This window comes from Stenotrophomonas sp. YJH_SMC_21, from assembly GCF_059369555.1.
In genome coordinates this window covers 346,851-367,991 of record NZ_JCAFSU010000001.1, presented here as the reverse complement: position 1 = coordinate 367,991, position 21,141 = coordinate 346,851, and the positions used below count along the sequence as shown (strand labels likewise).

Annotated in this window: 22 protein-coding genes and 1 tRNA gene; 18 read left to right on the top strand and 5 right to left on the bottom strand. The window is 63.5% G+C overall.

The window, feature by feature from the left end; genetic code table 11:
• Positions 1-27 precede the first annotated feature (27 nt).
• The 4 genes from AC5P67_RS01640 to AC5P67_RS01625 all read right to left on the bottom strand — a co-directional run bounded on the left by AC5P67_RS01640 (position 28) and on the right by AC5P67_RS01625 (position 4,261).
• Positions 28-1,566, bottom strand: coding sequence for a PH domain-containing protein (locus AC5P67_RS01640; protein ID WP_114618268.1), 1,539 nt, complete (start codon positions 1,564-1,566; stop codon positions 28-30).
• Complete coding sequence (locus AC5P67_RS01635; protein WP_005411183.1) at positions 1,563-2,063, bottom strand: PH domain-containing protein; 501 nt, start codon at positions 2,061-2,063, stop codon at positions 1,563-1,565. Before AC5P67_RS01635 ends, AC5P67_RS01640 begins: the two co-directional genes overlap by 4 nt.
• 75 nt (positions 2,064-2,138) lie before the next feature.
• Positions 2,139-3,275, bottom strand: a complete 1,137-nt coding sequence (gene ribA / locus AC5P67_RS01630; RefSeq protein WP_495214272.1) for a GTP cyclohydrolase II RibA — start codon at positions 3,273-3,275, stop codon at positions 2,139-2,141.
• Positions 3,276-3,340: 65 nt separating this feature from the next.
• The gene (locus AC5P67_RS01625) at positions 3,341-4,261 is read right to left on the bottom strand and encodes a lauroyl acyltransferase (RefSeq protein ID WP_308310051.1); all 921 of its coding nucleotides are present in this window, start codon (positions 4,259-4,261) and stop codon (positions 3,341-3,343) included.
• A gap of 61 nt (positions 4,262-4,322) precedes the next feature.
• Here AC5P67_RS01625 and dtd point away from each other — a divergent pair, with 61 nt between their 5' ends.
• The 17 genes from dtd to AC5P67_RS01540 all read left to right on the top strand — a co-directional run bounded on the left by dtd (position 4,323) and on the right by AC5P67_RS01540 (position 19,784).
• Positions 4,323-4,763, top strand: coding sequence for a D-aminoacyl-tRNA deacylase (dtd, locus tag AC5P67_RS01620; protein ID WP_005411180.1), 441 nt, complete (start codon positions 4,323-4,325; stop codon positions 4,761-4,763).
• Positions 4,764-4,852: 89 nt separating this feature from the next.
• Entirely contained in the window at positions 4,853-6,706 is a 1,854-nt protein-coding gene (gene rpoD / locus AC5P67_RS01615) for an RNA polymerase sigma factor RpoD (protein ID WP_005411179.1), read from the top strand.
• Positions 6,707-7,296: 590 nt separating this feature from the next.
• The gene (locus tag AC5P67_RS01610) at positions 7,297-7,626 is read left to right on the top strand and encodes a hypothetical protein (protein WP_227843410.1); all 330 of its coding nucleotides are present in this window, start codon (positions 7,297-7,299) and stop codon (positions 7,624-7,626) included.
• Between the two features lie 40 nt (positions 7,627-7,666).
• Positions 7,667-7,742 (top strand) — tRNA-Ile (locus AC5P67_RS01605).
• A gap of 181 nt (positions 7,743-7,923) precedes the next feature.
• Positions 7,924-9,114 carry a tyrosine-type recombinase/integrase gene (locus AC5P67_RS01600; protein WP_227860004.1) on the top strand — a complete coding sequence of 397 codons (1,191 nt, stop codon included), beginning with the start codon at positions 7,924-7,926 and terminating at the stop codon, positions 9,112-9,114.
• A gap of 622 nt (positions 9,115-9,736) precedes the next feature.
• Complete coding sequence (locus AC5P67_RS01595; RefSeq protein WP_227860005.1) at positions 9,737-10,009, top strand: helix-turn-helix transcriptional regulator; 273 nt, start codon at positions 9,737-9,739, stop codon at positions 10,007-10,009.
• Entirely contained in the window at positions 10,006-10,209 is a 204-nt protein-coding gene (locus AC5P67_RS01590; RefSeq protein WP_227860006.1) for a hypothetical protein, read from the top strand. Before AC5P67_RS01595 ends, AC5P67_RS01590 begins: the two co-directional genes overlap by 4 nt.
• Before the next feature lie 9 nt (positions 10,210-10,218).
• Complete coding sequence (locus AC5P67_RS01585) at positions 10,219-10,503, top strand: Ogr/Delta-like zinc finger protein (RefSeq protein WP_088476048.1); 285 nt, start codon at positions 10,219-10,221, stop codon at positions 10,501-10,503.
• 293 nt (positions 10,504-10,796) lie between these two features.
• On the top strand, positions 10,797-11,006 hold the full coding sequence (locus AC5P67_RS01580) for a hypothetical protein (protein WP_227860007.1): 210 nt from the start codon (positions 10,797-10,799) through the stop codon (positions 11,004-11,006).
• Positions 11,003-11,218: a hypothetical protein gene (locus AC5P67_RS01575; protein WP_227860008.1), complete on the top strand. Its 216-nt coding sequence runs from the start codon at positions 11,003-11,005 to the stop codon at positions 11,216-11,218. Before AC5P67_RS01580 ends, AC5P67_RS01575 begins: the two co-directional genes overlap by 4 nt.
• Positions 11,215-11,853 carry a hypothetical protein gene (locus AC5P67_RS01570; protein WP_227860009.1) on the top strand — a complete coding sequence of 213 codons (639 nt, stop codon included), beginning with the start codon at positions 11,215-11,217 and terminating at the stop codon, positions 11,851-11,853. The genes AC5P67_RS01575 and AC5P67_RS01570 overlap by 4 nt, the downstream gene beginning before the upstream one ends.
• Positions 11,840-12,682 (top strand): toprim domain-containing protein, encoded by an 843-nt coding sequence (locus AC5P67_RS01565; protein ID WP_227860010.1) that lies wholly within the window; start codon positions 11,840-11,842, stop codon positions 12,680-12,682. Before AC5P67_RS01570 ends, AC5P67_RS01565 begins: the two co-directional genes overlap by 14 nt.
• 58 nt (positions 12,683-12,740) lie before the next feature.
• Positions 12,741-14,597: a DUF927 domain-containing protein gene (locus AC5P67_RS01560; RefSeq protein ID WP_227860011.1), complete on the top strand. Its 1,857-nt coding sequence runs from the start codon at positions 12,741-12,743 to the stop codon at positions 14,595-14,597.
• A gap of 81 nt (positions 14,598-14,678) precedes the next feature.
• On the top strand, positions 14,679-15,428 hold the full coding sequence (locus AC5P67_RS01555) for a hypothetical protein (protein ID WP_227860012.1): 750 nt from the start codon (positions 14,679-14,681) through the stop codon (positions 15,426-15,428).
• A gap of 385 nt (positions 15,429-15,813) precedes the next feature.
• On the top strand, positions 15,814-16,866 hold the full coding sequence (locus AC5P67_RS01550) for a hypothetical protein (RefSeq protein WP_227860013.1): 1,053 nt from the start codon (positions 15,814-15,816) through the stop codon (positions 16,864-16,866).
• Between the two features lie 1,272 nt (positions 16,867-18,138).
• Entirely contained in the window at positions 18,139-19,317 is a 1,179-nt protein-coding gene (locus AC5P67_RS01545) for an ImmA/IrrE family metallo-endopeptidase (RefSeq protein WP_099539917.1), read from the top strand.
• Positions 19,317-19,784 carry a PIN domain-containing protein gene (locus AC5P67_RS01540; RefSeq protein WP_099539916.1) on the top strand — a complete coding sequence of 156 codons (468 nt, stop codon included), beginning with the start codon at positions 19,317-19,319 and terminating at the stop codon, positions 19,782-19,784. The genes AC5P67_RS01545 and AC5P67_RS01540 overlap by 1 nt, the downstream gene beginning before the upstream one ends.
• Positions 19,785-20,007: 223 nt before the next feature.
• Here AC5P67_RS01540 and AC5P67_RS01535 read toward each other — a convergent pair whose 3' ends face one another.
• Complete coding sequence (locus AC5P67_RS01535) at positions 20,008-20,229, bottom strand: hypothetical protein (protein ID WP_099539930.1); 222 nt, start codon at positions 20,227-20,229, stop codon at positions 20,008-20,010.
• Between the two features lie 237 nt (positions 20,230-20,466).
• Between AC5P67_RS01535 and AC5P67_RS01530 the strand changes: the two genes are divergently transcribed.
• Complete coding sequence (locus AC5P67_RS01530; protein WP_308310027.1) at positions 20,467-21,108, top strand: hypothetical protein; 642 nt, start codon at positions 20,467-20,469, stop codon at positions 21,106-21,108.
• Positions 21,109-21,141 lie beyond the last annotated feature (33 nt).

Sequence of the window (21,141 nt, the reverse complement as noted above, 5' to 3'; positions counted from 1 at the left end):
TGATTCAGGCCGGGACCCGACCCCGCATCACCAGCGCAGTTTGCGCCGCGCCAGCGCGGCCGCCAGTTGATCCATCGCCTGCTGTGCCTGTGCCTGCGGCAGATGGTGCAGGGTGAGTGCCACGTCGCCATGCGCACCGGCGGTATCCAGTTGCAGGCTGCTGGTGCCCAGCACCTTGTCCAGCGGTGAACGCTGCAGGCGCAGGCCCTGCACCTTGTCCAGCTCGGCCCAGCGCCACCAGCGTTTCCACCAGCCGCCGCGCACGGCCACATAGTGCTCGTCCAGATACCAGCCCATGCGTGCCATCTGCCGGTGTGCGACCAACAACGCGACCGGCAGCCAGGCCAGCACGACCAGACCCCATGGGCCCCAGCGCCAGTACGCGGCGGCGGCCAGCAGCGGCACCAGCAGCAGCGCGCCCAGGCACAGCCGCCACCAGCCACGCTGCGGGATGGACTGCCATTGCGCCGGTGGCCAGTGCAGCTGGGGGAGCAGGTGCTGCACCAGTTGCGTGCAATGCTCGCGGGTTGCCAGCGGCGCCAGTTCGCGCAGGGCGCGGTCCTCATCACGCGAAGGGCCACCGGCGGCACTGTCGATGCGCAGCTGGCGCAGCCCGAACCAGCGCGGCAGGGTGCCTTCGCGCAGCGTCCAGGCCTGGATGCGGCGACGTGCCACGCTGCTGCGGGTGCGGCTGAGCATCCCGGCCGACACCGTCAGGCGGCGGTCCTGCTCGACGAGGGTGAAGCCGTGGTAACGCAACAGGGTCAGCACCACCGACAGCACGCGCAGCGCCAGCCAGCCCAGCAGCAGGGCCGCCGCCGCCAGCAGCAACGCGCCGGTCACGCCGGGATGCAGGTGGCTGGCATAGCCGAAGGCCTCGCGGCCGCCGCGCTGGATGGCATCGTCCATCACCGGCCGCGGCACTGTCTGGAACAGGACGCCGAACGCGGCCACCGCCAGTGCCCAGCCGCGGTTGGAGAGCAGTCCCATGCGCACCACGTCCCAGCTGGACAGTCGCAGCAGTACGCGTTCGCTGTCGACGTCGGCAATGGGCGGTGCATCGACGGCGTCGTTGGCCTGCCGCGCCTGCCCGCGCTGGCGGACCAGCCGTTCCAGCGCCAGTGCCTGGTCCAGCTTCAGTACCCGCATCTCCGCTTCAGGGCGCACACCGCCGGCCGATTCCAGGCGCAGTTCGGCCACGCCGAACAGGCGGTGCAGCGGGTTCTGCCGCACTTCCACGTTGTGGATGCGGGCGAACGGGATCTCGCGGCGGTTGCGCGCCAACAGGCCACTGCGCACGGTGATCGCATCGCTGCCGATGCGGTAGCGGTAGCTGAGGTACTGCATCACCGACACCAGGACCAGGGCGGCAATTGCCGTCAGCGGAATCAGCTGCGCCCACATCGGATCGCGGTCGCCGCGCTGGCCGAACACCAGCAGCGCGACCAGTGGCAGGAAGTAGTGGCGCAGCTGCATCAGCAGCACGAACAGCCACGACCACGGGTGCAGGCGGTGGTCCTCGGTACCGGTGGGCGGCGGTGCAGGCAGGGGCGGCGGCAGGCTCACAGGGCGTCGGCGTCCTGGTCGAGCTGGTGGGACAGGGTGTCGCGCAGGCGCTCGGCATCCGCCTCGTCCAGGCCGCTCACGGTCACCGCGCTCATGCGGGTGCCGGCGGTGTGCACGATCAGCGTGGCCAGGCCGGCACGGCGCTCCAGCGGGCCCCGGCGCAGATCGAGATGCTGCACTCGCGAAAGCGGGATGCGCGTCTCCAGCTGCCACATGAGGTCGCGGCGCAGGCCCAGGCCCTGTGCGTCCAGCCGCCAACGGGTGCGGACCAGGCGTCGACGGCCCAGCCACGCACCAAAAGCCACACCCATCAGCAGCCCGGCTGCAGCGGTCCACAGGCCACCGGGCAGATCGAAGAACCACGCCGCCGCCGCCAGTGGCAGGCCCGGGACGAACAGGCCGCCAAAGGCACCTTCCAGTGCGGCCAGGCGGGCTGCGCGTTGCGGCAGTGACTGCCAGTCGGTGGCGGGTGGTGCAGGAATCGTGGCGTCGGTCACGCGGGCTCCGTCAGGCAGCAGGGCGGGCGGTAGCGGCCGTGGCCGCACCGCGCAGACGGTAGCAGGTCGGCTGCGTTACTGGGCAGCCTGGATCAGCGCATCGACATCCAGCAGGTGGCCGGCACGGTCGGCCTTGGTGCGCAGGTAGTTCTCGTTCTCGGCAGTGATCTCGCCGGTGACCGGAATGCAGTCCAGCACTTCGATGCCGGCATTGCGCAGGCGCTGTGCCTTGGTCGGGTTGTTGCTGAGCAGCGCCACGCGCGAAATGCCCAGGCCACGCAGCATCGCCACCGCGCTGCCGTAGCGCCGCTCGTCGGCACCGAAGCCCAGCTGCGCATCGGCGTCGATGGTATCCAGGCCGTCGTGCTGGTAGCCATAGGCGCGCATCTTGGCGGCGATGCCGGTGCCGCGGCCTTCCTGGTCCAGGTACAGCAGCACGCCACCGCCCAGGTCCTTCAGCTTGCGCAGGCCACGCCGCAGCTGGTCGCCGCAGTCGCACTTGAGTGAACCGAACAGATCGCCGGTCAGGCACGAAGAATGCACGCGTACCGGCACCACTGCCGACAGGTCCGGCTCGCCGACGATGATCGCGACCTGGTCGCGCTGCGCCACGCCGCCGCGGAAGACTGCAAAGGTGGTCATGCCGACGTCGCGCAGCGGAACCGGCGAACGCGCCACCAGTTCGTAGTCGTGGGCCGCATGTGCTGCGCCTTCGGCCAGGTCGCACAGGGCCACCTCGGCCGCACCGTCGAAAGTGTGGTCATCGAGGTCCAGGCGCACCGCGACCATCGCTGGCAGCAGCAGACCCAGGCGGGCAAGCTCCACCGCGCCGGCATCGAAAGCGTCGCCGGCGCTCCAGCTTTCGGGCATCGGCCCGGGTTCGCGCAGGTAGCCCAGCGAGGGCAGGGCCTCGAAGGCCACGCCGCTCAGCGGCAGGCGCGCGCCCAGTGGTGCCTCCACGCCGAGCACGCGGGCGCGGGTGGCGGTCAGGAACAGGTAATGGCGCTCGCGGGCGGCAGCGGCGAAGACGGCGAAGCTGCTGGTCGTGGCGCTGTCCAGCGCGATCACCGCCAGGCGCTGGCCCTGGCCATCGTGGAGCAGCACCGGACGACCGGCGCGCAGTTCGGCCACCGCGCGTTCGCAGCGGATCGCGGCCGGATCGCCGAACAGGGAAGAAGCAGCAGGCATGGCAGGACCGGGGGAGGCGGACATCGCAGTCTCTATGGGGGCGCCGGCGTCGTATTCAACGTGGTGCGGCCAGTGGTCGCAGGCGGCCGTCAGTGGGGGTGTTCCTCAGTTGCGTACGGGTCTTCCTCGCTACTGCCCGGTGGCCGCAGCGTATAGCGCTTGTAGGTCCACTGGTACTGCGCCGGGTCGCGGCGGGCGATGCGTTCGATGCCGGCGTTGAGGGCGGTGGCCGCCACCAGCGGGTCCGGATCGGCCACGGCCGGGTCGGTCGGCTCGATGTGCAGCGCGAACTCCATGTCCGGCCCGATGCGTTCGCACCAGCCATAGAGCACGGTGGCACCCGTGCGTTCGGCCAGCCGGTTGACCAGGGTCATGGTCAGCGCCTGCACGCCGAAGAACGGCACGAACACGCCATCGCCGGCCTTGGGCTGCTGGTCGGGCAGGATGCCGGTGGCGCCGCCGTCCTTGAGCACCTTGAACAGCTGGCGCACGGCCGGGCCTTCGGCGCGCACCTGCTGTACGTTCTGGCCGCCGCGCACCAGCTGCAGGAAGGCATCGCTGGCCTCGTCCTCCGGCGGCTTGTAGACGATGGCGATCTGCCCGCGCGAGGCCAGCCACTGGTTCAGCAGCTCCCAGTTGCCGAAGTGCGGCGCGGCCACGATCACGCCCTTGCCGCTGGCCAGGGCGGCGTCGTACAGGGCCTCGCCATGGCGCTGCTTCAGGTGCCGGCGCAGGTTGTCGGCCGGCGCCTGGCTCCACAGCCGCAGGGTTTCGATGGCCTGCAGCGCGGTGGAGCGCAGCAGATCACGGTGCAGGCGGTCGCGCGCGGCGCCATCCAGCTCCGGGTAGGCCAGTTCCAGGTTGCGCCGGGTGACGCGGCTCTCACGGGCATCGAGGGCGATCCACGCCCACGCCAGGGCGCGCGCGAACGCCCGCAGCAGCGGCCAGGGCAGGCGGGCGAACAGGGTGGTGGCGCGGTAGACCAGCCGGGCTTTGCGTTGCGGATTCATCGGCGCCAGTTTAGCCAAGGGCGCTGCTATCGTGGCCGGCCCTGTTCATTGGAAGCCCACGATGCTCGTCCTGATCCAGCGTGTCAGCCAGGCCGCCGTCCATGTCGACGATGAGGCCGTGGGGCAGATCGGCCCTGGCCTGTTGGCCCTGGTCGGCATGGAGCCGGGCGATACCGAGGCCCAGTTGCGGCGGATGGCCGAGCGCCTGCTGGGCTACCGGGTATTCGCCGACGAGGCCGGGAAGATGAACCGCTCGCTGCGCGATACCGGCGGCGGCCTGCTGCTGGTCAGCCAGTTCACCCTGGCCGCCGACACCCGTTCGGGCATGCGGCCGAGCTTCACCACGGCCGCGCCGCCGGAAGAGGCTGAACGCGGGTTCAACCGTTTTGTTGAGATCTGTCGTGAAAATCACGCGCCAGGGGTGGAAACGGGCCGATTTGGTGCCCATATGGTCGTCAGCCTGGTCAATGACGGTCCCGTGACCTTCCTTCTCCGGCCCTGAGCCTGCGGGACCACCGCCCGGCAGGCAGGGCCCCGGGCTGGTATAATGCTACGTTCCCTATTTCTCCCTGCCGGTGGCGCGAGCACTACATGGCCAACGAACGTCCTGCCCAATCCGAAATCAAGCAACTGATCAGCAAGGGCCTGGAACAGGGCTACCTGACCTACGCCGAAGTCAATGACCATCTGCCGGACGACATGGTCGACCCGGAACAGATCGAAGACATCATCGGCATGATCAACGGCATGGGCATCGATGTCCATGAAGTTGCGCCGGATGTGGAAACCCTGCTTCTCAACGATGGCAACACCGGCAACCGCGAAGTCGATGACACCGCGGCTGAAGAAGCTGCCGCCGCGCTGAGCGCGCTCGACACCGAAGGTGGCCGTACCACCGACCCGGTGCGCATGTACATGCGCGAAATGGGCACCGTCGAGCTGCTGACCCGCGAAGGCGAAATCGCCATCGCCAAGCGCATCGAGGAAGGCCTTTCGCAGGTCCAGGCGGCCCTGGGCCAGTTCCCGGTTTCGGTCGAGTCGCTGCTGAACGACTACGAAGCCCACAAGGAAGGCAAGAAGCGCCTGGCCGAAGTGATCGTCGGCTTCAACGACCTGGTCGACGAAGAGCCGGCGCCGCCGGCGGTCGCTGCCGATGACAGCGCCGATGCGGACGCCGAAGGCGACGAGGACGAGGACGACGATGTCGACGGTGGCGATGAAGAAGCCGCACCGACCGGTCCGGATCCGGAGGAAGTCGCCGCGCGCATGCAGGCGCTGAGCGATGCCTTCAACGCCTTCAAGAAGGCCGCGACCAAGGGCGACAAGAAGAACCTGCCGCGCCTGCGCGAAGAAATGTCGGCGGTGTTCGTCACCCTGAAGCTGCCGCTGCCGCTGACCGATGTGCTGACCAAGCAGCTGCGCGACACCATGGCGTCGATCAAGGCCCATGAGCGCCGCGTGCTGAACCTGGCGACCGTTACCGCCCGCATGCCGCGCAAGGACTTCATCCGTTCCTGGGAAGGCAACCAGACCAACCTGGAGTGGGTGGAAGACGCACTGAAGCGCAAGCAGAAGTGGTCCTCGGCGCTGCGCGAAGTGAAGGACCAGATCATTGCCGAACAGCAGGCGACGATCGACATCGAGACGCTGACCCAGCTGGACCTGGAAGAGCTGAAGGAAATCAGCCGTGCCATGGCCTACGGTGAAGCCAAGGCGCGCAAGGCCAAGAAGGAAATGGTCGAGGCCAACCTGCGCCTGGTGATCTCGATCGCCAAGAAGTACACCAACCGTGGCCTGCAGTTCCTCGACCTGATCCAGGAAGGCAACATCGGCCTGATGAAGGCCGTGGACAAGTTCGAGTACCGCCGCGGTTACAAGTTCTCGACCTACGCCACCTGGTGGATCCGCCAGGCGATCACCCGCTCGATCGCCGACCAGGCGCGCACCATCCGTATTCCGGTGCACATGATCGAGACGATCAACAAGTTGAACCGCATTTCCCGCCAGATGCTCCAGCAGTACGGCCGCGAGGCTACGCCGGAGGAGCTGGCCAAGGAAATGGACATGCCGGAAGACAAGATCCGCAAGGTGATGAAGATCGCCAAGGAGCCGATCTCGATGGAAACCCCGATCGGCGACGACGAGGATTCCCATCTGGGCGACTTCATCGAGGACACCAACGTGGAGTCCCCGATCGAGAACACCACCAACATCAATCTGTCTGAAACCGTGCGCGACGTGCTGGCCGGCCTCACCCCGAGGGAAGCCAAGGTGCTGCGCATGCGCTTCGGCATCGACATGAACACCGACCACACGCTGGAAGAGGTCGGCAAGCAGTTCGACGTTACCCGCGAGCGCATCCGCCAGATCGAAGCGAAGGCCCTGCGCAAGCTGCGTCACCCGAGCCGCTCGGAGCAGCTGCGCAGCTTCCTGGATATCGATTGATTTCCAGCGGCTGTTGAAGCGTTGAGAGGAACCCCGCCTGGTGCGGGGTTTTTCTTTTTGGGCGTTGCGCGTGCCTTTCCTGCTTATCTGTAGAGCCGAGCCATGCTCGGCTGCTGTTCGCGATGACGTATCCGGCAGATCTTCTCAACAGGTGTCGGTTGCTTGCCGCACCTTGTGACGCAACTGGCCTGAGAATTGTTGAACCCTTCGCTGCGATTCATCGTCGCAGGAGACCGTCATCCGGCCGAAGTCCAAGTGGCTCAACGATCCAAGTACCCAGCTTCGAGTGCTGCGCGCAGACGGTGTCGCAATCGCCAATTGAAGCCACTACCTTCTCTTCCACACAGTCCTACGCAGGTGCTCAACACACCGTCGTAGGCGGACTGTCTGCCGCAACAGCAGGCAATCCAAGGTCAATCCGCAACACTCTCCATTCCGGTGAGCCCAAGGGTTTCTGGCCGGGTGGCGCGCAGCCATACAAGACCCTGCAAGGGGAAAAGCTGCGGGCGGCCCTACGACCGTGTTGAAGCACCCGGTCGCCTCTCTCAACAGGAGGCGGAAGAGGTTCGACGAATCGTAGGAGAGTGACTATGGAGCTGAAGGAGATTGCTGCCGGGCACGGTAGGCGTGAATCGGACGCGCATGACTGCGCGTTTGCGCCGCTACTGGATTGGGAAGATGTGATGCGCGACGAGCGCGAGGATTCACTGGGATTCGCCCGAAGAGCAACATTGACGTTGCTGACGCAGTCGGGTGCTGGGTTGCTTGCGGGCTTCGGCGGCGACAAGCAGAAGGGGCTGGAAGAGGCCAGGAGGACGGTGGCGCTGTTCCACGCACACCTGCGGCGGCAGGTGTGGTTTGCGGAAGTGGCGGAGAAGCGGTTGGGTCGTGTTGCTGAGGCTCTTGCTGCTGCCGGGTAGCCGATCGAGCGCGGCCTCCACTACACTGTGACGCTGCGCCGGGCCTATAGCTCAACGGTTAGAGCAGGGGACTCATAATCCCTTGGTTCCAGGTTCGAATCCTGGTGGGCCCACCAACTGATAATCCTATGTTGTCCGATGAAGGCTGAAATATCCTGAAAAATCAGGTGTTTCGGCCTTTTTTGCGTCTGATTGCGTCCTATGCGATCCAGCAGAATCCAGACTTCTCTGGCGGTATCTTTGGCGGTAACCTCCACCCGCTCCACACTTGTTACCGCCAAGTCAGTTACCGCCAACATGCCATTGACCGACACCGCCATTCGCAAGACCAAGCCCACCGCTGTCGTGCAGAAGCTGCGAGACGGCGGAGGCCTGTACCTCCTGCTGAAACCTGATGGCGCCAGATGGTGGCGCTGGGACTATCGGCGTCCTGTGACCGGCAAACGCAACACGCTGTCTCTCGGCACCTATCCAGAGGTGAGCTTGGCATCTGCGCGCGAGCGCCATGCTGCTGTGCGAAAGCTGTTGGCTGAAGGTGTTGATCCCGGTGAGCAGCGCAAGGCGCAGAAGGTGGCCAGCCTGGAACTGGCCACCAACACGTTTGAGGCGCTGGCACGTGAGCATCTGGCGATGAGAGCCAAGAAGCTGTCTGCCGGGTCGGTGAAGCGAGAGACGCGCTTGATCGAAAAGGATCTGACGCCGTACATCGGCCAACGACCCATTGCAGCGATCACAGCACGTGAACTGTTGGAGACGCTGCGCAAGATCGAAGGGCGAGGGGCTGTCGAGACCGCACATCGGGCGCGGCTGTTGGTCAGCCAGGTATTCCGATACGCGATAGCGACGGGCCGTGCCGACAGGAACGTGGCGGAAGATCTGAAAGGGGCCCTTGCTCCACCCGAGGGGCGTCACTTCGCCAGCATGACGGAGCCCAAGCTGATTGCTGACCTGTTGCGTTCAATGGACGGCTACCAAGGTTCGCCGATTGTCATGGCTGCGTTGCGTCTGGCGCCCTTGGTCTTCGTGCGCCCCGGTGAGCTTCGTCGTGCGCGATGGGCGGATATCGACCTTGAAAGTTGCGAATGGCGTTTTACGGCGAGCAAGACTGGCCAATCGCACGTTGTTCCTCTGGCTTCCCAGTCTGTGGCGATTCTTAGATCGGTGCACCCGCTGACGGGACGGAAAGAGTTCGTGTTCCCCAGTGTTCGCGGCAAGGGGCGCCCGATGAGCGAGAACACGATCAACGCAGCGCTACGTCGCCTTGGCTACGACTCTGACACGATGACCGGGCACGGCTTCCGCGCGATGGCACGAACGGTGCTGGATGAGGTGCTGGGTTTCCGTCCGGACTACATCGAGCACCAGCTCGCACACGCTGTGCGTGATCCAAACGGACGGGCATACAACCGTACGGCTCACTTGGTCGAACGGGCGAAAATGATGCAGGCCTGGGCGGACTATCTGGACGGCCTTAGAAGCACCCACTGACCTCCCGTTCTTCCATCTATCATTTCTGACTTGCTGTTTTTGCTGGTTACAGTGGTAACGCTGGTTACACCGCCGCCAAAAGTCTTCTAAATCAGTCGGTTGCGTCCATTTTCGGAGCGCCGCATTCACTGGTTACAGCTGGTTACGCTGGTTACAGTGGTGCCCTATCGATCCACATTGGACGTATGTGGATCGATGGCGCGCGCCGATTGAATTGCTCTGCCGCAGCCTTTCCGGCCAGCGGGCGGCTTTGAGGGCCGCCGAGTTGTCGCCATGACGCCCGATTACCAGACTCAACCCGCCGGTAATCGATAGTTCGCTCGCCGCACATTCTGCGCCGTTGGCCTGCAGCAGCAGGTTGCCAGGGCGCGTCCGTTTGTCCTGCGCAACCAGTCGTGGCGGCCTGACTGCTGCGCTCGCTTGTCAGCTCCCGCCAGTTGTCTGGAACGTCGCAAGGTTGAGGTGTCAAGGGGAATTGGTCATGTGTAATTTTACAAAATACTGTAAAAATTTTCCCTACACACCGAGCTGCGTGAGTTGAGCGGCAGCTGTCTCTAGCCTTCTAACCAAGCCCACAACACAGGGCGGCGGTTGACGAAACGTCAGCCCCGCGACCTCTCACATGCTTGGTTCCCCCGCCGCTCCCGCGACCGCACCTGGTCAGCCTGCCGATCATTCCCGGCCTGACGCCGTACGCGGTGAACGCTTCCTGCGCAAGCCCGAAGTACTCAGCCGCACCGGCATTTCCCGCTCGCACCTGTACTGGCTGATGAAGCGCGGCCGGTTCCCCGCATCGATCCCCCTTTCCCCGCGCGTGACTGTCTGGTTGGAGTCGGACGTGGACGCGTGGATTGCCACCCACATCCCCGACACCCATCTGCGAGTGCAGCCATGAAAGACACCATCGTCCTGACCATCTCCAACCAGAAGTTCAGCCTCAGCCCGGCAGAGGCCAAGTTCCTCGCCGAGCATCTGCGCACGGCTGTGGCGCAACCGAATCTGGCGCTGAATTTCTCCCAGAGCCGGACTGAGCAAGGCGGCCGCATCGCACTGACGCGTGGTGTCGCGGGCAGCCGTTCCATCACTGACTGCTGAGGCGCTGCGATGACCAGTTCAAGAGCCTTCCTGCGCTGCCCGCATTGCGATACGGCCGCCATCGTGCGTACCAGCGTGCTGCATTCCAAACTGCTGCGCGAGTCGCTGCTCCAGTGCCGCAACGCGCTGTGTGGTCATACGTTCTCGGCCTACACAGAGATCGTGCGTACGCACGCACAGAGTGCCTGCCCGAGCGGCGACATCTGCCTGCCCATCAGCAGCCCCGCAGAGCGTGCCGCGCTCAGTGCACAGGTCGCGCAAGAGCCCGTGACGCCTGGCAAGGCACGGCGATGACTCACCTATTGACAGCGCCAGCGAAACCGGCGCAGCATTGCCCTGTCGCCGCACAATCGGCGACCGGGATTGGCGTCCCGAATCACAAGGCGCACCAGCGCCCATCGACCGATGCACGGCGCTTTTTTATTGCTCGCTGTGTTGTCGCGGGCGATTGCTTGCCACTTCTACGGCGGGCGGTGCGCGGGGGGCTTCGGCCCCACCGGTCCTTGTGCCGGCACGCCAACCGCGTACCGTCCGTCACCCCAATTGGCGTTGGGGCGGCGGATTCCAACTTACACAAGGAATCAGCCATGTCTCATGACACTCTGGCCGCGCCGTCGCGCTTTGCCACCCGTCTCGCTCACCACCTCGGCGAAATCGCCGACACCCTCGACTGGGATCATTCTCATTGGCTTGCGCTGACTGCGCGCCTGGACGCCATCGGCAAAGCGCCCGAGGCGTTGACGCTGGGCGAGGTGCAGCTCGCCATTGCCGCCACCGTCCAGGAGGCCGCGCGATGAACGTCTCTGCCATGAATGTCGCCGTCGCCAATGACGATGCGGCCACGCATGACCTGTTTAGCGCTGCGCGCCAGTTGCAGCGCATCCACACGATGCCGATGGCTGCACTGTCGCAGCTGGTAGCCGCCTTGGAATGCCGCCCTGGTGCACTGGAAGCACTCTCCGTGGGCCAGCTGCTGGCTATGGTCCGAGACGCGGAGGTGGCTGCATGAACACGGAAACCGTGAGTGTGTCCGGCGTGCCGGGCGTCGCCGATGGCGTGCTCAGTGCCACCATCACCGATACCTGGTTCGATGCCGAGCGTACCGTCCATATTGTTGAGGTGGCCCGTCGCGTAGAGCGCCTCCACAACAAGGCCTCACGTCGTCTGGCCATCCTCAGTGGCGAACTGGATGAGGCGCTGGAAGGCCATCCGTTGGAGGACCGCCTGCGCGAACGTCTGCTGTGGCCGCTGGAGCGCGATTGCGTGGAGCTGGCCACCGTTGCGGCGCGGGTGCGCGTGCGCCTGTCGTTGTTTGCACCTGCGCAGTCGCAGGAGCAGTTTGATCGAGGCATGGCCTTGCAGCTGGAGGATCTGCAAGCAAAGCCGGCTGCTGCCGAGCCGCCGCAAGCGCCCGCGCCCAGGGCCGCACGCATGCCCTTTGGCTACTGGATCAGCGAGGACAGCTTCAATCGCCTGGAGCGCGCGCGTTCGGCCGCGCTGCTGCTGGCCAGCGTTGATGAGCGCATGGCTGTGCCGTTTGACGCTGTAGCGTTCAGCGCCGCCTATGTGCATGAGGATCTGGCCACTGTGGTGGCCAGCGCCAAGCACCGCAGCCAGCTGGAGGCCGACGATGATGCGGCCTGACAGCTTCCTGGCCACCCTGCGCTCGGCGGGGCTGATGCTGGATACGGCGGTGGCAGATGGCCGTCTGCGGCGTGTACGGGCCGAGGGCGATGGCAACGGTCAGCGCAGCGGCTGGTATGTGCTGCACGCAGGCCCGCCGCAGGCTGGTGCTTATGGCAACTGGAAGACCGGACTTAATGAGTCCTGGTGCGAAGTCGGAAGCGAGGCGCTGAGCGAGGCCGATCGCGCGACGCTTCGCGAGGCCGTGGTGCGCGCACAGCGGCAGCAGCAGGCCGAGCGTGCCCAACGCCAGGCTGTGGCTCGGCAGCAGGCGCGAGAGCGCTGGCAGCGCGCCACCGCCGCTGCCCCCGATCATCCCTACCTGGTGGCCAAGGGCGTGGGCACTCACGGTCTGCGGCAGCTGGATAGCCTGCTCTTGGTGCCCTTGCGCGATGCACAGGGACGGCTGTGGAGCCTGCAAACCATCGCCACCGATGGCAGCAAGCGCTTCCTGGCCGGTGGCCGTAAGCGCGGCTTGTACTACGCCGTGGGCCGCACGATTAGCGACGTGGTGTGTATCGCCGAAGGCTATGCCACCGCCGCCAGCATCCATGAGGCCACTGGTCACCCCACCGCTGTGGCCTTCGATGCCGGGAACCTCGAGCCGGTGGCCTGTGCGTTGCGCGCCAAGTTCCCCACGGCAGTGATCGTGGTGTGCGCCGATGACGATGCGGCCACTGCCGCGCGGCTTGGTATCAATCCGGGCGTGGCCAACGCCCAGCGCGCCGCCGATGCCGTGGGCGGGGTGGTGGCCATGCCGCCGCGGCCACGCCATGAGGCTACTTCCTGATGATTTTCCTCTTTATCCCGAAGGCGCGTAACGCCGACGCGGCACCGGAGCCCCGTGCATGAACAACGTCACTTCCGTCGATTTCAATGATGCCGCCAAGAGCGCCGGTACCGGTGCCGTACGCGGATCTATTCAACGCGCCGTGCGCAAAGGCACAAAGGGCAAGACCAAGGGTGAAAAGCGCGTCGCCGACAACGACAGTGGCAGCGCTGTGCGCGCCCACTACCAACTTAACGAGACCGGCGTGTACTACGTCGGAGTCACCGAGGACGGTGACCTGGCCGAGCCGGTGTTTGTGTGCTCGCCGTTGAAGGTCGAGGCCAAGACCCGCAACGGTCAGAGCGAGGAATGGGGGCGGTTGCTGACCTGGACCGATGCCGATGGACATCCCCACCAGTGGGCGGCACCTGCGGAAATGCTGGTAGGCGATCCGCGCGAGTTCGTACGACAGCTGGCCGCTGGTGGCGTGGAAATGTCGGCCCACCGCAACACCATGCAACGCCTGTTGGCCTACATCATTCAAGAGCGCATCGACACCCGCGCCCGCAACGTCGCCGTGCCAGGCTGGCATGAGGGCCGGTACGTGCTGCCCAACGGAGAGAGCTACGGTAGCGGTGACGAACGGCTGGTTTACCAGCACAGCGGCGGATTGCAGCATCACTATGCAGCCGTTGGCTCGCTGGAGGACTGGCGACGCGACGTGGCCCGGCGCTGCCAGGACAATTCGCGCTTGGTGCTGGCGGTGTCGGCCATGTTCGCTGGGCCGCTCCTGCACTTCACTGGTGCTACGGGCGGTGGCTTCCACCTGGTAGGTGGCAGCAGCAGCGGCAAGAGTACGGCGCTGCGCGTGGCGGCCAGCGTGGTAGGTCCGCCGGAATATGCCCGCGAGTGGCGTAGCACGGCCAACGGGCTGGAAGGCGTGGCGGTGCTGCACAACGATGCCACGCTTATCCTGGATGAGCTGGCGCAGATCGATCCCAAGCAGGCCGGCGATGCGGCCTATCTCCTGGCCAATGGCAACGGTAAAAGCCGCGCCAACCGGGCCGGCGAGGCCCGTGCGGCGGCACGATGGCGGGTGCTGATCTTGTCGGCCGGGGAGGTCGGGTTGGCCCAGCACATGGCCGAGGTGGGCAAGCAGGCACGGGCGGGCCAGTCCGTGCGCCTGGCCGACGTACCAGCCGAGGCCGAGGGCGGGCACGGCGTGTTTGAGCGCCTACACGATGCCAGCGATGGAGCGGCGCTGTCGGCTCTACTCAAGGACGCCGCCGCACGCACCTACGGCGCACCATGGCCGCTCTGGATGGGTTACCTCACCCAGCAGGACAGCCCGACGCTGACCGCCCAGCTGCGCGAATCCACCGACCGATTCCTGGCCACCTACGTACCCGAAGATGCCTCCGGGGAGGTGCGCCGGGTGGCCGAGCGCTTTGCTGTTGTCGCCTTTGCCGGGGAATTGGCCAGCAGCTGCCGTCACCGCATCACCGGCTGGCCAAAGGGTGAGGCCACACGCAGTGTCGCCGCGTGCTTCCAGGCTTGGCTGCAACGTCGGGGCGGTTCCGGCAGCGCCGACACCGACGAACTGCTCTCGCGCGTGCGTGCGTTCTTTGAGGCCCACGGCGAAAGCCGTCTTGAGCCGCTGCGCAGCCCTGAAGGCACTGTGCCGGTGCGCGATCGCGTAGGTTTCCGGCGCTTCGATGAAGTTGGATTGACGGAATACCTGGTGCTGCAGGAAGCGTTCAGACGGGAGCTATGTGCGGGCTTCGATGTGCGCTTGGCCGCACGCACGCTGGCTGAGGCCGGATGGCTTAAGCGCAGCGCTGACGGCAGGCCCTCCCAAACCGTACGTGTCCCAGGCTTGGGCGCCATCCGCGTCTTCGTCTTCGACCCTCGCAAGGTTCACGACAGCGGCCTGTGAGCGGCGCTGTTTTTCATACAGCTCGCCGACACAGTGTCGGGTGAGCCTACCCCCGCCAGATCTTTTCAATGGAGATTCAACATGAGCGACAACCAGAGCATCAACACCACTACTTCCGAGCCGGCCATTCGATTCAGTGAAGGGAGCGAGGTTGCGCCGGTATCGGAGAACAGGCAGCGGTTGAACGAGCTGGCACAGCAGTTGGCCAGTGCAGTGCAGCGCAAGCGCGCACTGGTGGCCAAGGTCGATACGCTGCAGCGCGCCAAGCTGGCAGCACAGGGCGATGCCGTCGCTGCTCGCCAGCAATGGAGTGCAAAGCTGCGTGATGCCGATGGGAACCTTACCCGCGATATTCAGAAGCTGCGCGCCAACGAGAGCTCTGCGCTCTCGCTGGCTGAGGAATATGTGGCGATGGAGGACGAGATTGCGGCCGAGCTGCCGAAGCTGGAGCTGGAATTGGCCGAGGTGGCTGACCGTTACCTCAGCACGGCAGAGGGTGTCACCAGCGATGCTGCTGGCCAAGCGTATGAGCAATTGCTTGCGCAAGCCGGCGATAGCCTAGCGGTGGCCTTCGCTCTGTTCTCGAAGGCAGAGAATGGGGGCGTGCACTATCGGCAGTCGGCGAGTGCCGATGAATTGGCCAGCAAGTTCTTTGGTCGCCTTGGCTACGCGGTGCGCCATCGCCTGAATGATTCCTCGGTGACCGATCTGGTGGCGCAGCGGCTGGCATTGCCCCTGTTGGATTTGAGCGCGGTGGATATGGGGCTGGTTCGTAGCCCGGCACGCCGTTCACAGTTGCAGGCACAAATCAGTGCCGGGGGCGCGGTGTAATGGATACCTATGCGGATGCCGCTACCGGGGAAGTTGTGCCCCGCCTCGAGCGGGCACTGCCAGGTCGGTCAGTGCTTTCTCCTTATGCAGACGGTGCCGAACATCCTCCGCTTACAGGTTCCAATAGGCCCATCGATTCGGCGCTACGGCCTTCTCAATCCGTTAGGCGCGGAGAATTCTGCCAATGGCTTTACGGCTGGCTGCTGTGCCCTCCCGCATCCCGTCCTGTTCCTCGCCTATCGAGTAGCCTCTCGGTACTGGGAAAGAGCCACTGCGGACGTTGAGGCAGATCTTGTTTCACGGACCCTCCGGGCACAGTACTGTTAGAGATGAGCGATACCATTTAGCACCTAACTGGGATGCGTCCGGCCAAAAAGGAGTTGCCATGATGGCGATAGATGGAGCAAGAGGGGATTACACCCCACTGCGTCAGATGCTGTACGACCACATCGATCAACTCGATCTGGCGTTGGATCAGCTGGCGTTGAAGGACAGGAATTTTGACCGCTTTGCAATCATGCTGGTGGATAATGTGGTTGAGCTAACGTTGCATAGGCATGCACAAGAGCAGAAAGCCTATGTAAATATGTGGAACGCAACGGGAAAGCCTCCCGTCAATCCTAGGGTTCTCGCCTCTGCATTGGAGCAAAAGTTTGACGCAAAAGTGTCGCTCGCATTGCAGACCGGCCTTCTAACGAAGCCGATGAGTCAGTCTATAAATTGGCTGCACTCCTTCCGCAATAGCTCATACCACGCAGGGTTGAGACATGAGGGTATTCTTCATTCACTAGCCAACTTTTACCTGCGTACCTGCTGCGATCTTCTCGCTCGGTATAGACCCACGTCCTGGTCATCCGGTGGCGAAAAGATGTCTCATCGCGTGGCGAAGTATCTTGGGGAGAGCGAATCGTCATGGTCGCCATGGACCAAGGACAATGCATTCGACCACGCTTGGGGGAGGTTGAAGATCGTTGCCTCCGGCATGAGATGCAACTTGATCGATGATCTGTACCGAGACATGGAGAGCGTGATCGATTCAGTTGATGGGCAGATAGCGTTCTACGTCGATAACGCACCAATGACCAAATGCCACACTAGGGACGCTGCGATCATTGAGGCTCAAATTTGGCCTCTGGCCTTCTCTGATAAAGGCGTGCAGTACGCGCAGCAGAACGGGTGTAAGGGCCCAGTTCGTATCGGGCCACGTTTGGCTGAATGGCTTAGGGGCAATTACAGGCCTCCTGTCGCCTCGGATCCAGTCCCTAAGTGGAGGGATCGGCTGCAGTCGCTTCGACAGGAGCAAGACGAGCATCGTGCCCTGGAGAAGTACTGCAACTTCCTCAAACAGACGCTCAGTATTCGGGGGGAGGTGCTCCGACAGAATGATTCGTTGTGGCAGCACATCGAAGAGATAAGCGACCGGGCTAGAGAAAGGTAAGGCGCGGCGCCGTGATAGCTTAGCGGCTAGATGATGGTCAGCCTGATTGCGCGCCACGCCCCAACTCAAGCGAAGTGGTGAGGCCGGATGACCCACTGAGGGTGTGGGTCGCCTTGCGGACCAGCCAGGCGGTGCCGTCAATCTCCGGCTTGAAGCCGTTGACGGTCAGCTCTGCTCGGGGTAAAGAACCGCCCTGTCTGGCGCAAGGGTGTAGGACTGCGCGACGGTTCCGTGATCAAGCTGCTTCAAGTCAGACTCCGCGTGCTGCTTGGCTTTGCCCCCGGTCGCGTTGGCGGCCTTGCATCTTCTCATCGTTCTCTGCGGTGCTAACGAGCGCGCCCTTGCGCTGCGCATCGTTGCGGTTGGCCCAGTGCCCGGCTGGCAGTGCGATGCCTAGTGACCATTCCGCAGATCGGCGCGATGTGCAAGGGCTACCGTTCGCGCGTGGAGACATGGTGCCGCTGGCCAACCCGCTGTCGCCCGATTTGGGGGTCATGCGGCGCCAGTGCGCCATGCGCCTCTGCGGTCTTGGCTGTAACCAGTGTAACCAGTGGTTCCCAGCGGCTGGTACGCATCCGGATCAATCATAAGTAATTGATATATATGGGGTTGATCAAGGGTGTAACCAGCGTGCCGTTGTAACCAGTAAAAACAGTGGGTCGAAATCGAGAACAGGAAATGGTAGACAGCAAAACAGCAGGTAAAACGGCGAAACCATTGTGAGACTGGGGTGGCGCTGGGAGATAGGGGAAGTAGTGCCTGCACAGGGCTGTAACCAAAGAAGTGTTCCACGGCCTCATTTCGTAGCCTTCCTGAAACACCGTAAGTAGTGGGCGCTTTCTTCTTGGACTCTATTGGATGCCCTCTCTCTCCCTCCCCTGATCACTGCGCGTCTGGCTTCAATTTGATCGCTCACGACCCCGCCGGTGACCCCTTTGGGTGCAGGGATTCGCAGGGAGTCGCAAGACTTCTCAATGCCGTCGGGAGCCTTGCTGGGTCTTTTCTGGCCTGTGTGCAGGCAGTGCAGAAAAGGCAGGCTATGAAGTGCACAGGCGTGGCGGGGAGACGAGTGCGCTCGCCGGGGGAGCTGGGGCGGCTCCCATCACTGCCCCCTCCGGGCGTGCTAGCGCAGCCGGGAGGCAGTCTGACTGGCCCGCATCGGCCCGGTCCTTGGCTGGCGCGGTCTGGCAGAATCGTCCGAGAAGGCCCTGGGGAGGCACTGGCGCGGCGTACCCAGAGCCGCGATACTTCGCCCGCTAGGAAGGAGTAACAATGAGAGGCGAGCCAGTTGTGGGCATCCAGCCCAGCGTGATGCGCTGGGCTCGAGAGAGCGCCGGAATGTCAGTGGATGATGTGGCGACCAGGCTCAAGCGGCAGCTGGCCGAGGTGGAGTCGTGGGAGTCCGGCGACGGTGCGCCCACTTACCCGCAGCTTGAGCGGCTTGCCTATGAGCTTTACAAAAGGCCGTTGGCCGTCTTCTTCCTGCCAGAGCCGCCGCAGGAGGTCAGCCCAAGGCAACAGTTTCGTACTCTGCCGGCCGAGGAGCTGGCGAGTCTGTCGCGGGATACGTATCTGCACCTACGAAAGGCGCGCGCCTATCAGGTAGGTCTGGAAGACCTGTACAGCGAGACCAATCCTGCTCCGAGGAAGATCTGGCATCACGTGTCGCTGCAGCGTAACCAGGACGTTGCCGCTCAGGCTATGAACATTCGTCGCGAACTCGGAATAGATAGCCCAACCCAGGCGCAGTGGGGGGGCGACGATCAAGCCTTGAAGGCTTGGCGATCGGCGATAGAGAGGATGGGTGTATTCGTCTTCAAGGACAGCTTTAAACAGAAGACCATCTCTGGGTTCTGCCTGCGAGATCACGAGTTTCCACTGATCTATATCAACAACAGCACCACGAAGACCCGTCAAATCTTCTCGCTGCTACATGAGCTTGCGCATATTCTTTTCGACGTGAGTGGCATTTCAAAGTTCGACACCTCTTACATCAGGGAATTGCCAGTCCGAGAGCAAGAGTTGGAAGTGTTCTGCAACGCAGTGGCTGCTGAGGTGCTGATCCCATTTGACGAGTTCTCGCGTGTAACCGCTGGCGTTCCTTCCAATGTAGACGCATTGGACGATGCCTACTTTTCTGGTGTAGCTCGGCATTTTGGTGTGAGTCGTGAGGCCATCTTGCGACGCTTCTTGGATGCGGGACGAGCAACGCGGAATTTTTACGAGAGCAAGGCCAGGGAGTGGACGGATCAGATGGTTGAACGTGACGGGGGCGGGGGCAGCTGGTATGCCAGTAAAGGAGCGTATCTTAGCGATACGCTTCTGCAGGAGGTCTTTGCTCGGCGCCTGCGAGGACAGCTCTCTTCTGAGCGTGCCGCTGAGTATCTTGGAGTGAAGCCCGCGAACCTGCCTGGTCTGGAAGACCTGGTTTTGCATAGGACGCGCAACTGATGTATGTCTTCGATACAGGCTCTTATAGCAAGCTAAAACACTACTACCCGCAGGTTTTTGGGTCGTTGTGGCGCCACCTTGGGGCTCTCGCTCAAAGTGGCTCTATAGTCTCCACCCGCGAGGTGCGACGGGAGTTGGGCAATGGGTCTCCTGTGCCATACGTCACGGAGTGGCTTGATGCCAACGCTCAGATGTTTACGACACCGAGTGCGGGGGAGCTTCAGTTCGTCGCTAGGATCCTCGCTATTCCTCACTTTCAGAGCATCATCGGTGAGCAGCAGCGTCTAACCGGTACTCCTGTTGCCGATCCTTTTGTAATCGCGGCTGGCGCCGTCCGCAGCTTCACAGTGGTGACGGAGGAGCACTTCAAGCCCAACTCCGCGAAAATTCCCAACGTTTGCCAGCATTTCAGTGTTCCCTGCATCAACTTGGAACAATTTATGGCTCAGGAGCGGCTCAGCTTCTGATGCGGTGGCTTGCGCGCCATCCAAGCCCCCTCCCATCTAGGTAGCCACCAGGGGCGTGCCCGAGCCAGCGAACGGATTCAAGATCCGCCCGCGTTGCAGATCCTCCCCTCGCGCATCAACCAGGTCGGCTTGCTGGTCATATCGTGCGTGTCGGCCAAAGATCCGTGCCACGGTCGAGTCACATCGGTGGGTTTCACCAAATCGCACACATGCTGTAAGTGCATCAGATGAGGTCGATTAGATACTGTTCGTCTTCTCTTGCTGCGTGCAGACCCAATGCAGCATTCAGAGCGTCGATGGTTGTCCATATCCCACCTTGGCCATCGTACTTGTACCGAATGCCTTGTGATTGGGCCCAACGCTCCACCGTAGACAATCGTGGCGACGGACCATTAGGCGCACACAGTTTGCGTAGATCCTCGAATGTCAGCACTTGTGTGCTCATACTCCCCTGTTCACGGGCCCGCATTGTCGTCTCCTAAAGGAACTCTTGATGGCGGTAACTTTGGCGGTAACAGGAGTGAAGGCTAGTCGCGAAAGCATTGCAGGGCAATGAATGACGTGCGGTATATCAGTCCTGGTGGGCCCACCAACCGACCTCGCCTGACCGGTCGCAGGTCTCATCGCTCCCCAGCGCGACCTGCAGCGTCGGTACCATCTGATCCGCACACAGGGATCGACCATGGCCAGCACCGATACGCCGGTGGAAGACTTCACCAACGAAATCGAAGACAGCCGGCACCTGTTTGCCTGGTGCCTGGTCCACTATGGACAGGTGCCCGAGGCGCTGGCACTTGAACAGGCACGCCAACGCTATCCCGACCAGAGCCCCGGCCGCGATTACGAACACGCGCTGATCTTCCACGACGAGCCCTGGCATTGGGCGATGCTGCAGGTGGAAGGGGAAGGTTATTGGCACCGGCGCCCGGAACTGGCGCAGCCATCGCTGGACTATGAAGCCGAATCGGACGCACTGTGCCTGGCCCGCGGTGAGCGGGTGCCACTGCTGGATGAGGACGAGTACCTTGGCGCGCTCGCGCATGCGCGCCACATGCGTGCATGGACGCTGGTCCATCAGACAGGTCGTTCGCCGGATGAAGCGCGCCAGGAGGCGCTCGGCCACTACGCGTATCATCCGCGCCATCATCGCGGTCGATTTCAGGTTCATGATCCGCGTGATGGCTGGCGTCATGTGATGAGCGTATTGCATGGCAACGATTACTGGGCGCGACCAGAGTTGCGGGAACCGCCACAGGCCTATTGGAGCGAGTCCCGCGCCTTTGTTTCGGCGCAGGGAATCCGCTTGCCGGACCCTCCGGGCTGAGGCCTGCTCGGCCGGCGAAGGCGCAGCACCGTC